A 15849-nucleotide genomic window follows, 5' to 3' on the forward strand; every position below is an offset into this window, starting at 1 on the left:
TACATATAATATAGACAATTTAAAAAGAAAGGTGACAAAGAAAAACATGGAAACACCAGAAATAAAGAAAAATAAGGCGGCATCCGCCGTCACCCAGACCGCGATCATCCTGTTCTGCCTCACGGTCTATGCCGCAGGAGTCGTTCTCTTCATCCTTCCGTCGGACATGATCGCGGCGGGGGCCACGGGCCTGGGACTTTTTGCGGAACACTACTTCGGGATCCCGCTCTCCGGCTTTGTGGCGATCTTTAATATCGCCATGTTCGGACTCGGATGGCTGGAACTCGGAAAGAAATTTGCGGCGACAACACTGATCGCGACTTTTTATTATCCATTTATCCTGAACAGGTTAAGCGCGCTGGCGGGAAACTTCGTTTTCACAAAAGATCCCATGCTCTGCGCGATCTTTGCAGGAGTGATGATCGGATTTTCGTTGGGGATCGTGATCCGCTCCGGAGCATCCACCGGCGGTATGGACATTCCGCCGCTCGTGCTCCAGAAGCGGCTTAAGATCCCGGTTTCCGTGTCCATGTACGTGTTCGACGTGGCGATCTTACTGTCCCAGCTTCTTTTCCGTGACCGGGAAAAGATCCTTTACGGGATCATCATGGTCATGATCTACACGGTGATCCTCGACAAGATGCTCATGATGGGCAAAAAGCAGGTGCAGGCGAAGATCATCAGTGAAAAATATGAGGCGATCAACCTTGCAGTACAGCAGCAGCTTGACCGCGGGACGACCCTGTTCAAGGTCGAGGGCGGTCATCTGAGAAAGCCGTCCATGGCTGTTGTCACCGTTGTTTCCGGACGGGAGCTCCAGAAATTGAACCGGATCGTCATGGATATCGATCAGGAAGCATTCATGGTGGTCCATCAGGTCGGAGAAGTCCGTGGGCGGGGCTTTACGGAGATGAAACGTCATCTGGAAGCAGGAGGTTTAAAAAATTAACTGCATTACGAGACAGGCATTAGAAAAAAAGTTTCTTAAATTTTTCTGACGAAAAGGGATAAAAATGTTGCTAAGGCGGGGAAAAACTCCTTGAATTTTGCATCAAATCCGTTTATTATTACACTAGGCAGAAATTTGATTTTCGTCAATTTAAGGAATAATGGAGGAAAGCAAAATGACAAAAACGTCGGCAATCAACAGAATTCATGATTTGCTTGATGACAACAGCTTTGTTGAAGTTGGTGCTTATATTACTGCCAGAAGCACTGATTACAACATGCAGTCTCAGGAAACCCCTGCAGATGGTGTTGTTACCGGTTATGGCACGATCAATGGCGCTCTCGTCTATGTGTACAGCCAGGACGCGTCTGTTATGGGCGGATCCATCGGTGAAATGCACGCAAAAAAGATCGAGCAGCTCTATAGTATGGCTATGAAAATGGGTGCTCCCATTATCGGGCTTGTTGACTGTGCAGGTTTAAGACTCCAGGAGAGCATGGATGCTCTGGACGGTTTCGGCAAACTTTATGTCTGCCAGGCAATGGCATCCGGTGTGATCCCGCAGATCCAGGCTGTGTTTGGAAACTGCGGCGGCGGAATGGCGGTGGCATCTGAAATGGCTGATTTTACATTTATGGAACAGGAAGCAAAAATGTTTGTGAATGCTCCGTTTGTAATCGCTGAGAACGATGCTGATAATTCCAGCGCTGAGTATCAGGCAAAAGAGACAGGAAACGTATGCGCGACTGGCTCCGAGAAAGAAATTTTCACAGAGATCAGAAACCTTGTTTCCATCCTCCCGGCAAACAATGAGGATGACATGTCTTACAGCGAATGTGAAGATGACTTAAACAGAATCTGCACAGACATCGAAAATTGCGCAGGCGATACATCTATCGCTCTGTCCATGATCTCCGACGACAATTTCTATATGGAATTGAAGAAAGACTATGCTCCGGAGATGGTAACGGCATTTATCCGTTTAAACGGAGCTACCGTTGGCTGTGTTGCAAACCGCAGTGAAGTTTATACAGACGGTGAGAAGACTGCTTCCTATGACGCGGCTCTTACCGCGGCAGGATGTGAGAAAGCGGCAGCATTTGTTAATTTCTGCAATGCTTTTGAGATCCCGGTACTTACACTCGTCAATGTAGACGGTTATAAGAACTGCAAATGCAACGAGAAGAAGATCGCAAAAGCGGCAGCACGCCTGACGTACGCGTTTGCCAACGCGGATGTTCCGAAGGTAACTGTCGTTGTCGGCAAGGCAAACGGAACAGCAGGACTTACTATGAACAGCAAATCCATCGGTTCTGACATTGTATACGCATGGAAGAACGCGAAGATCGGCGTCATGGAAGCAGTACCGGCTGTGAAGATCATGTATGCCGATGAGATCGCGAAGGCTGATAACGCGGCCGTAGTGATCAACGAAAAAGCAGCACAGTATAATGAGATGCAGGCAAGCGCTCTTGCGGCGGCAAAGAGAGGATATGTAGATGATATCATCGAAGCTTCCGAGACAAGACAGCGTGTAGCTGCTGCATTTGAGATGCTGTTCACAAAAAGAGAGGATCGTCCGTCCAAAAAGCACGGAACGATCTAATATGAGGTGGCTGAAATATGAAACAGAGAATTAGAAAAATCTGGCTTGCACTCTGCATGGCAGTTTGCCTCTTCGCGCTTGCAGGATGCTCTGCAGCCGCTGACACCGCTGAAACAATCGATCCGCAGATCGAGATGGCGATGCAGTCCGGCTCCCAGCAGTACCTGGATCTGTTCAACCAGATGGATGACGCTTCCATCGAACAGGCCCTTGCAACAAGCGTAAAGAACAAAGATACTGTTATGGAGAATGCGTTAAAATCCTGGGATTCCATTAAGGATGACCTTGGCGCGTTCGTTTCCAGCGAGACAGCAGTCGTTACAAAAAGTGATGACGGCTATGTCGCAAGAATGAACACTGTTTACGAGAAGAGAGCGATGGAATTCACTCTGATCGCAGACGAAGATCTCAGCAAAGTTGAGACAATTTCCTTCTCCCCGGTTTACACAACAGGCGAGAAGATGGCGAAAGCCGGAATGAATACCTTAATGGGTATGGGCGTTGTATTCGTAGTTCTGATCTTCATCAGCTGGCTGATCAGCATGTTCAAATACATCAACGTATTTGAGGCAAAGATGAAGGCAAAGAAGGCTGCAGCAGCACCGGCACCGGCGGCAGCACCGCAGGCAGCACCGGCAGCTCCGGCTCCGGCACCGGCAGCAGCACCGGCTGAGGAGGAGAACCTCACCGACGACACAGAGCTCGTTTCCGTGATTACAGCAGCGATTGCAGCTTACGAGGGAAAAGAGACTGTTGACAACGGACTTGTAGTCCGCTCCATCAAACGTGTTTCTAACAGAAACTGGAATTAATATTATCAGGAGGAAATCACAATGAAAAATTATACAATCACAGTAAACGGTAATGTATATGAAGTAACAGTAGAAGAGGGCTTCACAGGCGCAGCTTCCACACCGAAGGCAGCAGCACCGGCACCGAAGGCAGCGGCAGCACCGGCAGCAGCACCGAAGGCAGCACCGGCACCGGCAGCAGCTCCGGCAGCTCCGGCTGGCGCAGCAGGCGCAGTAGCAGTTACAGCTCCGATGCCGGGTAAGATCCTTGGCGTTAAGGCATCTGCAGGTCAGGCTGTTAAGAGAGGTCAGGTCCTCCTGATCCTTGAAGCTATGAAGATGGAGAACGAGATCGTTGCTCCGCAGGACGGCACTGTTGCAACAATCAACGTTGCTGTTGGTGATTCCGTAGAGCCGGGTGCTACACTCGCTACATTAAACTAATTTTCTGCTGACTGCAGATTCCACATGGAGGGATTAACATGGAATACATTCAAAATACACTTTTGAATCTTCTTCAGCAGACAGCATTCCTGAACTTAAGCGTAGGAAACCTGATCATGATCTTAGTTGCGTGTATCTTCCTTTACCTTGCAATCGGTAAAGGGTTCGAGCCGCTTCTTCTTGTGCCGATTTCCTTTGGTATGCTGCTCGTAAATATCTATCCAGATATTATGCTGAGCATTGAAGATTCTTCCAACGGTGTTGGAGGACTTCTTCACTACTTCTATTTACTGGACGAGTGGAGTATTCTCCCGTCCCTGATCTTCATGGGTGTCGGCGCTATGACAGACTTCGGTCCGCTGATCGCTAACCCGAAGAGCTTCCTTTTAGGCGCTGCCGCTCAGTTCGGTATCTACGCCGCTTACTTTATGGCTATTTTCATGGGCTTCAACGACAAGGCAGCAGCTGCGATCTCCATCATCGGTGGTGCAGACGGCCCGACTTCCATCTTCCTTGCCGGTAAGCTTGGACAGACAGAGTTCATGGGACCGATCGCTGTAGCAGCTTACTCCTACATGGCGCTCGTTCCGATCATCCAGCCGCCGATCATGAAACTCTTAACAACAGAAGAAGAGAGAAAGATCAAGATGGAACAGCTTCGTCCGGTATCCAAACTTGAGAAGATCCTCTTCCCGGTTATCGTTACGATCGTTGTTTGTATGATCCTTCCGACAACTGCACCGCTCGTTGGTATGCTTATGGTTGGTAACCTCTTCCGTGAGTCCGGCGTTGTTAAACAGTTACAGGAGACAGCTTCCAACGCTCTTATGTACATCGTTGTTATCGTACTCGGTCTTTCTGTAGGTGCTACAACAAGTGCTGAGAGATTCTTAAAAGTTACAACCATCAAGATCGTTATCCTTGGTCTGATCGCATTCGCATTCGGTACAGCTGCCGGTGTTATCTTCGGTAAGATCATGTGCAAGGTAACAGGTGGTAAGGTTAACCCGCTGATCGGTTCCGCAGGTGTATCCGCAGTTCCGATGGCAGCCCGTGTATCCCAGAAGGTTGGTTCTGAGGCAGATCCGACAAACTTCCTTCTGATGCATGCAATGGGTCCGAACGTAGCAGGTGTTATCGGTACAGCGGTTGCTGCCGGTACCTTCATGGCTATCTTCGGAGTTTAATTGAAACCGAAACTTTTGATATAGGGGAGGTCTGCTCAGGCAGATCTCCCGGTAGGAGGATAATAAAATGGCAGAAGTTCAGAAAAAGCCGGTTAAAATCGTTGAGACCGTTCTTCGTGATGCGCATCAGTCTCTCCTTGCAACAAGAATGACGACTGAGCAGATGCTTCCGATCGTTTACAAAATGGATAAAGTTGGCTACCACGCAGTAGAATGCTGGGGCGGCGCTACTTTTGATGCCTGCCTGCGTTTCCTGAAAGAAGATCCGTGGGAGAGACTCAGAAAGCTGAGAGCCGGTTTTAAGAACACAAAGCTCCAGATGCTGTTTCGTGGTCAGAACATCCTTGGATACAATCATTACGCGGACGATGTGGTTGAGTACTTCGTACAGAAATCCATCGCAAACGGAATTGATATTATCCGTATTTTCGACTGCCTGAATGATATCAGAAACCTTGAGACTGCCGTTAAGGCGACAAAGAAGGAAGGCGGACATGCCCAGATCGCCCTTTGCTACACATTAGGCGATGCGTATACACTTGATTACTGGAAGAATATCGCTTCCGAGATCGAGAGCATGGGCGCTGACTCCCTCTGCATCAAGGATATGGCTGGTCTTTTAACTCCGTATGCGGCTTCCGAGCTCGTTACGGCATTAAAGCAGGGCACTAAACTGCCGATCGACCTGCACACGCACTATACCTCCGGTGTTGCTTCCATGACATACTTAAAGGCTGTGGAAGCAGGCTGCGATATCATTGACTGCGCAATGTCTCCGCTGGCTCTCGGTACATCCCAGCCGGCAACAGAAGTTATGGTCGAGACATTCCGCGGAACCAAGTATGATACTGGTTATGACCAGAATCTGCTTGCAGAGATCACCGATTACTTCACTCCGATCCGTGAGGAAGCTTTAAAGAGCGGACTCCTGAATCCGAAGGTTCTCGGTGTCAACATCAAGACTCTCCAGTACCAGGTACCGGGCGGAATGCTTTCCAACCTTGTTTCCCAGTTAAAGGAAGCAGGACAGGAAGACAAGTACCGCGCAGTGCTTGAGGAAATCCCGAGAGTAAGAAAAGACTTCGGCGAACCGCCGCTTGTAACTCCGTCCTCCCAGATCGTTGGTACACAGGCTGTTATGAACGTTCTGTCCGGCGAGAGATACAAAATGGTTCCGAAGGAATCTAAGAAGATAATGATGGGCGAATTTGGTAAGACGGTGAAACCGTTCAACAAAGAAGTCCAGAAGAAGATCATCGGCGATGCAACTCCGATCACCTGTCGTCCAGCAGATCTGATCGAGCCGCAGCTGCCGAAATTCGAGAAGGAATGCGCACAGTGGAAGCAGCAGGATGAGGATGTATTATCCTACGCTCTGTTCCCGGCTGTAGCGAAAGACTTCTTCGAGTACCGCGAAGCACAGCAGACGAAGGTTGACCAGAAGACTGCTGACAAAGCGAATAAAGCTTATCCGGTATAATTTTGCAGTAAATCTGAATATCAATTGACGAAAAAAAAATCCGGCATTTCCGAGAGGAGGTGCCGGATTTTTTTAACAGGAAATTCCGATGGAACTTCCTGTTAAAAAAAGGCACTGCGTGCCCAAGATGCACACTCGCGCGAAGATGAAGATTGTCGCATGCGACCGCGCGAGGCGCACGAATGTGCCGAGGCACATTCTATTTAACCAAACTTTTACAAAACCCTTAAGAAAATGCGGCAATATTTGGAATTTGTGTGAAGTTTTCCCTGCGCGGTTGACAGAAAAGTGCCTTTGTCATTATAATGGGTATGATGTCGGTTTTATGCAAAAAATCACGAAACCGGCAGTGGGAGAGAAGAAAAACATGACAAAAAAACAAAAAAGAATTCTGGCGCTGATGCTGGGAGCGGTCCTTTTGGGGGACTGCGCGGCTCGGACCGGAACGATGATATCCGGACTGTCTCTGGCGTATGCGGCGACAGGTTCGGCGACGGTAAATGCGACTACCCTGAATGTGAGAAGCACACCGGGGACAACGGGATCCGTCGTAAAAAAGCTGGCCTACGGGGCGGCCGTCACGGTGGTCTCCGAGACAGCCGGATCGGATGGAAAAACCTGGTATAAGATCCAGTTTTCTTCCGGATCCGGGACGCAGGAAGGCTACGTCCGGTCAGATTATATTAAATTCCCGGTGTCCTACAGCTATGACTCCACGTTTGAGAATTATCTGAACAGCCAGGGATTCCCGGAAAGCTATAAGGTGTCTCTGCGGACACTTCACACGGAGCATCCGACCTGGGTCTTTCAGGCTCAGAAGACGGGGCTGAACTGGAGCGACGTGATGGCGGCGGAGGGAGCTGTCGGAACGAATCTGGTATCAAAATCCAGCATTTCTTCCTGGAAATCCACAGAGTACGGTGCCTATGACTGGAATACCGGAACCTGGACAGGCTTTGACGGATCGTCCTGGGTGGCGGCATCAAAAGATATTGTCGCCTACTATATGGATCCGAGAAACTTTTTGAATGATACTTACGTGTTCCAGTTCCTGCATCATGCTTACGACAGCAATGCGCAGACGAGAGAGGGACTTACAAGCCTGATCACCGGAACATTCCTGGAAAAGACACCGGAGTCGACAACCGCGGCGACCCAGAGCGTGCAGGAGACCACCGGTTCCGGAAGCTCTCCGGTCGTCAATAACAGCGGAAGCACAGGGACTTCCGGCTCGCTCCAGCAGGGAGAGAGCTATGGACCGGGAATGAGCACGGGCACATCCGGAGGAACTTCTTCGGGAAGCAGCTCCGGCAGTACCGGCAGTCAGGGCGTGAGTCTTGAGGGCCCTGGTTCCACAGTGAGCTCCACGATCAGCCAGAGGAAAGTGATCACGACGGCACTCCCGGAGGTCGAGTACGGCCCGGGAATGGATGCATCCTCGATCACCGATGACAATACCGGTGCGTCAAACACATCTCCGGTACCGACCGGGCAGACTTATGTGGATATCATCATGAAGGCGGCTGCGCAGACCGGTGTCAATCCTTACGTTCTCGGAGCGATGATCCTTCAGGAGCAGGGAACCGGAAAGTCGGGAAGTATTTCAGGAAAGACCGCAGGCTATGAAGGATATTATAACTTCTTTAATGTCGGCGCTTTTGCGTCGGGATCCATGTCTGCAATTACAAGAGGACTCTGGTATGCATCCCAGTCGGGAAGTTACGGCAGACCATGGAATTCCATTGAGAAGTCCATCATTGGCGGAGCGACCTACTACAGCGAGAATTTCCTGAAAAACGGACAGGATACCTTCTATTTAAAAAAGTTTAATGTGCAGGGCAGCAATCTGTACAAGCACCAGTATATGACCAACGTGGAGGGCGCGGCCGGAGAGGGCGCGAAGCTCGCAAGAGCATATACGGATGCGATGAAGAAACAGGCACTTGTCTTTAAGATCCCGGTGTTCAATAACATGCCGGAAACAGCGTGCGCGAAACCGACCGTGAACGGAAGCCCGAACAATAAGCTGTCCGGAATCATGATCGACGGATATTCCCTGACACCGACTTTCAGCAAGGATACGGAGAAATATGACCTTGTTGTTGATTCTTCCGTTTCCTCCGTCAATATCCGCGCGACGGCGATCGACTCCAAGGCAACTGTCAGCGGAGCCGGTACGATCAGTCTCGGCAGCGGAACGACAATCGTTAAGATCGTAGTGAAGGCAGAAAACGGTGATACGAGAACATACCAGGTTTCCATTGCAAAAGGAAACGGAAACGGCAGTACAACTGTTGTCTCCCCGTCAACGGGCAGCTCGGCGGGAAGTCAGTCCGGATCAACGGTGGGACCTGGCGGTTCGACAGGTACATCAAGCTCCGGAAGCACTTCCGGCAGTAGTTCCGGAACTTCCGGTCCGGGAAGCAGCACTTCCGGGACACAGAGTTCCTATCCGGAAGGTGCTTCCGGCTCCGGAAAGCTCGTGACGACATCTTCGGGCACGACCGGTACCTCCGGAAGTACGAATCCGGGAAGTGCAGGTTCGTACCCGGAAGGCGCCTCCGGCAGCGGAAAACTTGTGACAGCGTCAAGATAGAACAAAAGGTATTACAGGTCTGTTTCTGGAAAGACTATGCCTGGATCAAGATGATATAGGAGCTTATTCTGACAGGGACCGTGATTTACCCATTGCCTTTGCAGGCAGGAGATCCGGTATTTGTCTGAATGAGCTGGAATAGGAGAAGAATATGAAACAATGTATGAAAAAACTGGCGGCAGGACTGCTGGCGTTCGCGCTGATGGTCATGCTGCTGCCGGCAGGATCCATGGTCTCTTTTGCGGCCTCCGGGAAACTCTCATTTTCCGACCCGACCGCTTCGGTGGGAGATCAGGTATCTGTCACGATGAAGATCACTTCGGACGGAGCTCTCGGTTCCTCGGACGTGATGCTCCAGTATGATGCGGATGCCCTTGAATTTGTCAGCGGAACAAATGCAAACGGCGGCGCCGGTTCGGTCCGCGTGACCGGTTCTGCGGAAGCCGCAGACCAGAAGGTATTCAGTTTTACACTGAAATTTAATGCCTTAAAGGCGGGAACTTCCTCCATCACGGTGACATCCCAGGAGGTTTATGATGCAGATTCCAAGGCTGTAACACTTGACCATGTCGGAAGTGCTTCCGTGAAGATCAATGCGGCGGCGTCTTCCTCCAAAGATGCGTCCCTGTCATCCCTTGAAATCTCACCTGGTACGCTGAAACCGGAGTTCTCCGCTGATGTTACGGAGTACACGGCTGCGGTTTCCAGCGATGTGACTTCCATAACGGTCAGTGCACCTGCAAAAGATGGAGCTGCAAAGGTTGCCATCAGCGGAAATGATGATCTCCAGGACGGGGAGAACACGATCACCTGTACCGTTACGGCGGAAGACGGGGAGACAACAAAGACGTACACGATCGTTGTGACAAAGTCTGACGAGGCGGCATCTTCCGATGAGGAGACAACTGCGGATTCCACTGAGACAAGCGGCGGTGTTGTCGGCGAGGAAGGCAACTGGACGGTTGCGGATACCTTTGATGATTCGGAACTCCCGTCCGGCTTTACTGCGACGGAGATCGAGTATGAGGGAAGAACCGTAAAGGCAGCGACAGATGATTCTGGAATGACCCTGCTTTACATGACCGATGATACCGGCAAGGGAGATTTCTTTGTATACAACAGTGAGACCGGAACATTATCCGCATATGTGGTCGTCAAGATGGCGGAGAAGACGGTTGTCGTTCTTCCTCCTGAGTGCATCCCTGAGGGAACAGCTCTTCCGGACGGATTTGCCGAGTGCACCATCGATATCGGAGATCACACGGTTCATGGCTGGATCTGGAAGGACAGCGGAGATTCTGCTCCGGAATACTGTGTGGTTTACGGACGGAATGAGAATGGCGATGAAGGCTTCTACCGCTATGATCAGAAAGAGATGACGCTCCAGCGTTATTTCCAGGATCCGGATGCAGCAGATGCGCGCAGCAAGTACTTAAAGGTTGCGGAGGATTACAACAGTCTGTTAAAGGACTACGAGATCCGCGGATTCTTTGTGATCGGACTCTTTGCACTCTGCATTATTTTAGTGATCATTGTGGTCGTTCTTCTGCTCAGAAAGCCGAAGGCACCGAAGAACCCGGGCCGCAACAGATACGATGACGAATATGATGACTACGAAGACGGACGGAAAAACAGAAAGTCCGGGAAGCAGACAGCGAAAAAGTCCGGAATGACAGCGAAAGCACCGGAGAGAAGACCGGCCGCGAGACCGGCTGCACGCACAGAAACACTTCCGTATGAGGAAGAGGAAGAAGCGCCGCGCAGAAGACAGCCGGCTGCACAGACACGCCGTCCGGCGGTACAAACCCGTGAAACGGTAAGACCGGAAAGACCTTCCGCAGAAACCGGAACAGCAGCACCGGAGAGACCGGCAAGACCTGTCAGAAAGAATGTCGCAGATGTGGAAAAGGATCTGTCGAGAAATCTTGCGAAGGAAGCGGAAGCCGCGAAATCAGCTCCTGATAAGAAGACAGAGAATGATGATGACTTCGAGTTCATCGATCTGGATCTGTAAAGAAATGTAAAAAACAACGAGCCAAAGTCCGCGCTTGCGCGAGACCTTGGCGACTGTCGCGATAACAAGGGGAAACTCGCGAAGCGTGTTTTCACTTGTCTGATCGGCTTAAACGTTGCGTACATGGAGAATGATAGAATAAAAAAGGTCTGAGCAGCATTAAAGACTCAGACCTTTTTGTGCAAAAAGTTTTATGTGATAAAATCAGCTGTTTCTTACCGGTTCATCTCACTTACCGGACCTGTGGAATGATGTTCGCGGATGATCCGGTCGATCTCTTTGAAATCGGAGGACGGAAGATCGCCGGGTACCGTGTTTTTGACGCTCGATGTGGCATTTCCGAACTGCATGGCCTTTTCAGGGTCGCCGTATTTTAAGAGTCCAAAGAGGACACCGGCCACATAGGCGTCACCGGAACCGATCCGGTCGATGACATCGATGTCGTTGTAAGGCGCCTCTGTGTAAAATTTATCAGAGCGTGCGTCGTAGACGATCGAAGTGAAGTTGTGTTTTCTCGGGCTGATGACCGTGCGCTGGGTGGTGGCAACGATCTTTACGCCATAATCAGTGGCATAGCTCTTCATGATCTCCTTCAGGTCACCGGTCTTTTTGAACATCCGGCGGCTTGTCTCCTCGGAGACAAAGAGCACATCGACGAGCGGAAGGATCTCCTCGATCGTCTTTCTGGCATCTTCCTCACTCCAGAGGTTCGCGCGGTAGTTGACATCGAAGGAGATCGTTGCTCCAGCGGCCTTGAATCGGCGGATCAGCTCCACAGCAACATTCTGCATGTTCTGACAGAGCGCTAACGAAATTCCGCTCGTGTGGAACATTCTCGCGCAGTGGTAGATGTCATCCGGGATCTCGCTCATTTTGATCCTCGTGACGGAAGCCTGATGGCGGTCATAGACGATCGTAGGCTTTCTCGGGGCAGCGCCCATCTCGTAATAGTAGAGTCCTAGTCTTGCGTCCGGTGTGTCGTCATAGACGAGATAGTCATCGGATACGCCGACAAAACGGATCCTGTTTTTAATGAAGGTTCCGAGCTCATTCTGCGGAAGTTTGGAAACGATACCGGTACGAAGTCCTAAAAGGGCAACGCCGGAAGCAACATTGAGTTCCGCTCCGCCGGCACGCTTTTCGAAGATATCGCCATCGACGATGCGGGCATGACGCGGCGGGGAAAGGCGCAGCATGATCTCACCAAATGTTATCAGATCGAAAGAATTCTTGTCCATATCATTTCCTCCGGATTTTATATATTGTGAAAAATTTAGCAGGCTATATGGACAGTATAATCCCTGAATACAGATTCGTCAAAGGATTTTCTACATTTTCAGTCAATAATTTTCACCCTTTTTCATTGGCAGAAATTTCGGTTCAGAAGATTCCTGCCGGTAAAAAGGAAAGATAACATAGTCAAGGATGTAAATCCTGTAAAATTTCCCCTTTAATTCTTTGATAAAGTGTGCTAATATTTAGTATTATATCTATAACAGTTCGATATCTGATCCTGCCGGAAAAGGAAATACGGCGGAAATTGAAAATAGAAGGATGTACGGGCATGTTATTGAAAAAACGAAATGGAGGAAATTGATATGGCTGAGAATATGACACCGGCTGAGGAAACAAAAGAAGTAGTTTCCAAAAACTTTATCGAGCAGGAAATTGATAAAGATCTTGCGGAAGGAGTATATGACCATGTCCAGACCCGGTTCCCACCGGAGCCGAACGGCTACCTTCATATCGGACATGCAAAATCGATCATCTTAAACTCCGGTCTCGCAAAAGAGTATGGCGGAAAGTTTAATCTTCGTTTCGATGATACAAACCCGACGAAGGAAAAAACGGAGTTTGTACAATCGATCACAGAGGATGTAAAGTGGCTTGGCGCTGACTTTGAGGACAGATTGTTCTTTGCTTCCAACTACTTCGACACAATGTATGAGTGTGCAGTAAAGCTGATCAAAAAGGGAAAAGCGTTTGTCTGCGATCTTTCTGCTGACCAGATCAAGGAGTACCGCGGTGACTTCACAACACCGGGTAAAAACAGCCCGTACCGTGACCGTTCGATCGAGGAGAACCTCCAGTTATTCGAAAACATGAAGAACGGTATGTACAAGGACGGTGAGAAGGTTCTCCGTGCGAAGATCGATATGGCATCCCCGAACATCAACATGCGTGATCCGGTCCTCTATCGTGTTGCCCATATGACACACCACAACACGGGAGACAAGTGGTGCATCTACCCGATGTACGACTTCGCTCATCCGATCGAGGACGCAGTCGAGCACATCACACACTCCATCTGTACTCTGGAATTTGAGGATCACAGACCTCTCTACGACTGGGTCGTAAGAGAATGTGAATTTGAGAATCCGCCTCGTCAGATCGAGTTCGCAAAGATGTACCTGACAAACGTTGTAACCGGAAAACGTTACATTAAAAAACTCGTTGAGGACGGGATCGTGGACGGCTGGGATGACCCGCGTCTTGTTACGATTGCTGCTCTCAGAAGAAGAGGATATACACCGGAATCTTTAAGAATGTTCGTGGATCTCGTCGGTGTTTCCAAGGCAAACAGCTCCGTCGACTATGCAATGCTGGAGTACTGCATCCGTGAGGACCTGAAGTTAAAACGCCCGAGAATGATGGCTGTTCTTGATCCGGTCAAACTCGTGATCGACAACTATCCGGAAGGACAGACCGAGATGTTAAGTATCCCGAACAACCTTGAAAATCCGGAGATGGGCGAGCGTGAGGTTCCGTTCTCAAGAGAACTCTACATCGAGCGCGAGGACTTCATGGAGAATCCGCCGAAGAAGTATTTCCGCCTCTTCCCGGGCAATGAAGTGCGTCTCATGGGAGCTTACTTCGTGACATGCACCGGTGTTGAGAAGGATGAAAACGGAAATGTGACAGTGATCCACTGCACATACGATCCGGAGACAAAGAGCGGTTCCGGATTTACCGGAAGAAAGGTAAAAGGAACGATCCACTGGGTATCTGTTCCGACAGCCGGAAAAGTCGAGTGCCGTCTCTATGAGAATATCGTGGATGAGGAAAAAGGAAAGCTGAACGCAGACGGAACCCTGAACTTAAATCCGAACTCCAAGACCGTCACGACCGCATATGTAGAGCCGAAGCTCATGGAGGCAAAGGCTTACGACAGCTTCCAGTTTATGAGAAACGGTTATTACTGTGTAGACTGCAAGGACAGCGAGGAAGGAAAGCCGGTATACAACCGTATCGTTTCCTTAAAGAGCTCCTTCAAGCTTCCGAAATAAAGATTTATGGAATTGATCGTACCGTTAAATGTACAGGGGGACAGGCCTCTGTATGAACAGATCTATCAATATATCAAAGATGAGATCCGAAAAGGCAATATAAGACCGGAAAAGCAGCTCCCTTCATCCAGGGATCTTGCGAAGAGCCTTAAGGTCAGCAGGAGTACGACGCAGCTTGCGTATGAGCAGCTGGTGTCGGAAGGTTATCTTGAGGCAGTTCCGCGAAAGGGCTATTTTGCGGCGTCACTGGACGGAATTTTTCCTCCGGTGGCGCGGTCTGCCGCTGCCAGAACGGATCAGAAAAAAGAGCTGTCCTCCGGCATGGAACAGGAAAATGCCGGGGAGCAGCTCTTTTCGGAAAAAATGGAAGTGGATTTTTCCCCGCGCGGGATCGACCTGGAGGGCTTTCCCTATGCGACCTGGAGAAAGATCAGCCGTGCTGTCCTGAAGGAGGAGGACCGGGATCTTTTTTTGAAGGGGGATCCGCAGGGAGACCTGATCCTCAGGGAGGCGATCCGGGAATATCTCCATGCGGCGCGCGGCGTGAACTGCGATGCATCCCAGATCATCATCGGAGCGGGAAACGAATATCTTCTGATGCTGCTCTCCCAGCTGCTCGGAAAAGATGCAGTGATCGCAATGGAAGATCCCACTTACCGACAAGCGTACCGGGTATTATCCGGCGTGGGGCATAAAGTCCTGCCGGTGGGGATCGATAAGAATGGATTCTGTGTAAAGGAGCTTGAGGATCAGACTGCACAGGCCGCGTATGTGATGCCGTCCCACCAGTTCCCGACAGGGATCGTGATGCCGGTAAAGCGGAGGCAGGAGCTTTTATCCTGGGCGGGGGAGCTGCCCGGAAGGTATCTGATCGAGGATGACTATGACAGTGAATTCCGGTATAAGGGAAAACCGATCCCGGCGCTCCAGGGGATGGATCAGACGGGTTCGGTCGTGTATATGGGAACCTTTTCGAAGGCTATCGCCCCTGCGATCCGTGTGGGATACATGGTGCTTCCGGAGAGTCTGCTTTCCGTATACCGCAAAAAGGGAAGATTTTATTCCTCGACGGTATCCAGAGTCGATCAGAGGATCCTGGCGAATTTTATTTCCGGGGGATATTTCGAGCGCCATCTGAACAGGATGCGCGAGATCTACAAGGGAAAGCATGATGTACTCCTTGGTGCATTAAAACCATTGGAAAAACGGTTCGAGATCAAGGGGGAATACGCGGGACTTCATGTTCTTCTGACCGACAGAAAGGGTGAAGCGGAACAGGCGCTTTTAGCGAAGGCAGAAGAAAAAAAGGTCCGCGTCTACGGTCTGTCCGGATTTTGTATGGAAGAAAGGCGGGCAAAGGAATCCCACACGATCGTTCTTGGGTATGCAGGACTTGCAGAAGAGGAGATCCGGAAGGGCGTGGAACTTTTGCGCGAAGCGCTGGAGTGAAAAAAGGATAGAGGAAAAGATACAAAAAGGGATATACATTTGAAAA

At 50.1% G+C, this 15849-nt stretch carries 11 protein-coding genes; 10 read left to right on the plus strand and 1 reads right to left on the minus strand.

The features are described 5' to 3' along the window. The first annotated feature begins 46 nt into the window (after positions 1 to 46). The 8 genes from FN001_RS06605 (at position 47) to FN001_RS06645 (ending at position 11067) form a co-directional block, all read left to right on the plus strand. Positions 47 to 949 carry a YitT family protein gene (locus tag FN001_RS06605; RefSeq protein WP_142411221.1) on the plus strand — a complete coding sequence of 301 codons (903 nt, stop codon included), beginning with the start codon at positions 47 to 49 and terminating at the stop codon, positions 947 to 949. Between the two features lie 175 nt (positions 950 to 1124). Further along, positions 1125 to 2555, plus strand: coding sequence for an acyl-CoA carboxylase subunit beta (locus tag FN001_RS06610; protein WP_243121952.1), 1431 nt, complete (start codon positions 1125 to 1127; stop codon positions 2553 to 2555). Positions 2556 to 2572: 17 nt separating this feature from the next. Beyond that, complete coding sequence (locus tag FN001_RS06615; protein WP_142411223.1) at positions 2573 to 3367, plus strand: OadG family transporter subunit; 795 nt, start codon at positions 2573 to 2575, stop codon at positions 3365 to 3367. Between the two features lie 21 nt (positions 3368 to 3388). Further along, positions 3389 to 3790, plus strand: a complete 402-nt coding sequence (locus FN001_RS06620; protein ID WP_142411224.1) for a biotin/lipoyl-containing protein — start codon at positions 3389 to 3391, stop codon at positions 3788 to 3790. A gap of 38 nt (positions 3791 to 3828) precedes the next feature. Further along, a complete protein-coding gene (locus tag FN001_RS06625; protein ID WP_021906021.1) occupies positions 3829 to 4977 on the plus strand; it encodes a sodium ion-translocating decarboxylase subunit beta in 1149 nt (382 codons plus the stop codon). A 67-nt stretch (positions 4978 to 5044) separates the two neighbouring features. Beyond that, positions 5045 to 6457 (plus strand): oxaloacetate decarboxylase subunit alpha, encoded by a 1413-nt coding sequence (locus FN001_RS06630; RefSeq protein ID WP_142411225.1) that lies wholly within the window; start codon positions 5045 to 5047, stop codon positions 6455 to 6457. Between the two features lie 367 nt (positions 6458 to 6824). After that, positions 6825 to 9053, plus strand: coding sequence for an N-acetylglucosaminidase (locus FN001_RS06640; RefSeq protein WP_142411227.1), 2229 nt, complete (start codon positions 6825 to 6827; stop codon positions 9051 to 9053). A 151-nt stretch (positions 9054 to 9204) separates the two neighbouring features. Then, on the plus strand, positions 9205 to 11067 hold the full coding sequence (locus FN001_RS06645; protein ID WP_142411228.1) for a cadherin-like beta sandwich domain-containing protein: 1863 nt from the start codon (positions 9205 to 9207) through the stop codon (positions 11065 to 11067). Positions 11068 to 11282: 215 nt separating this feature from the next. Here the strand turns inward: FN001_RS06645 and FN001_RS06650 are convergent, their stop codons facing one another. Continuing rightward, positions 11283 to 12305, minus strand: a complete 1023-nt coding sequence (locus FN001_RS06650; RefSeq protein ID WP_142411229.1) for a sugar kinase — start codon at positions 12303 to 12305, stop codon at positions 11283 to 11285. Between the two features lie 360 nt (positions 12306 to 12665). On the opposite strand from FN001_RS06650, the gene FN001_RS06655 reads away from it, so the two are divergent. Further along, on the plus strand, positions 12666 to 14354 hold the full coding sequence (locus FN001_RS06655) for a glutamine--tRNA ligase/YqeY domain fusion protein (RefSeq protein ID WP_118320882.1): 1689 nt from the start codon (positions 12666 to 12668) through the stop codon (positions 14352 to 14354). A gap of 6 nt (positions 14355 to 14360) precedes the next feature. Further along, complete coding sequence (gene pdxR / locus FN001_RS06660) at positions 14361 to 15803, plus strand: MocR-like pyridoxine biosynthesis transcription factor PdxR (protein ID WP_142411230.1); 1443 nt, start codon at positions 14361 to 14363, stop codon at positions 15801 to 15803. Positions 15804 to 15849 lie beyond the last annotated feature (46 nt).

Source organism: Clostridium sp. Marseille-P7770 (assembly GCF_902143525.1).
Taxonomy (GTDB): Bacteria; Bacillota; Clostridia; order Lachnospirales; family Lachnospiraceae; genus Pilosibacter.

Excerpts from the sequence above, each read along its gene's own strand:
- FN001_RS06605 (WP_142411221.1), top strand. The coding sequence starts at position 47 with ATGGAAACACCAGAAATAAAGAAAAATAAGGCGGCATCCGCCGTCACC.
- FN001_RS06610 (WP_243121952.1), top strand. The coding sequence starts at position 1,125 with ATGACAAAAACGTCGGCAATCAACAGAATTCATGATTTGCTTGATGAC.
- FN001_RS06615 (WP_142411223.1), top strand. The coding sequence starts at position 2,573 with ATGAAACAGAGAATTAGAAAAATCTGGCTTGCACTCTGCATGGCAGTT.
- FN001_RS06620 (WP_142411224.1), top strand. The coding sequence starts at position 3,389 with ATGAAAAATTATACAATCACAGTAAACGGTAATGTATATGAAGTAACA.
- FN001_RS06625 (WP_021906021.1), top strand. The coding sequence starts at position 3,829 with ATGGAATACATTCAAAATACACTTTTGAATCTTCTTCAGCAGACAGCA.
- FN001_RS06630 (WP_142411225.1), top strand. The coding sequence starts at position 5,045 with ATGGCAGAAGTTCAGAAAAAGCCGGTTAAAATCGTTGAGACCGTTCTT.
- FN001_RS06640 (WP_142411227.1), top strand. The coding sequence starts at position 6,825 with ATGACAAAAAAACAAAAAAGAATTCTGGCGCTGATGCTGGGAGCGGTC.
- FN001_RS06645 (WP_142411228.1), top strand. The coding sequence starts at position 9,205 with ATGAAACAATGTATGAAAAAACTGGCGGCAGGACTGCTGGCGTTCGCG.
- FN001_RS06650 (WP_142411229.1), bottom strand. The coding sequence starts at position 12,305 with ATGGACAAGAATTCTTTCGATCTGATAACATTTGGTGAGATCATGCTG.
- FN001_RS06655 (WP_118320882.1), top strand. The coding sequence starts at position 12,666 with ATGGCTGAGAATATGACACCGGCTGAGGAAACAAAAGAAGTAGTTTCC.
- pdxR (WP_142411230.1), top strand. The coding sequence starts at position 14,361 with ATGGAATTGATCGTACCGTTAAATGTACAGGGGGACAGGCCTCTGTAT.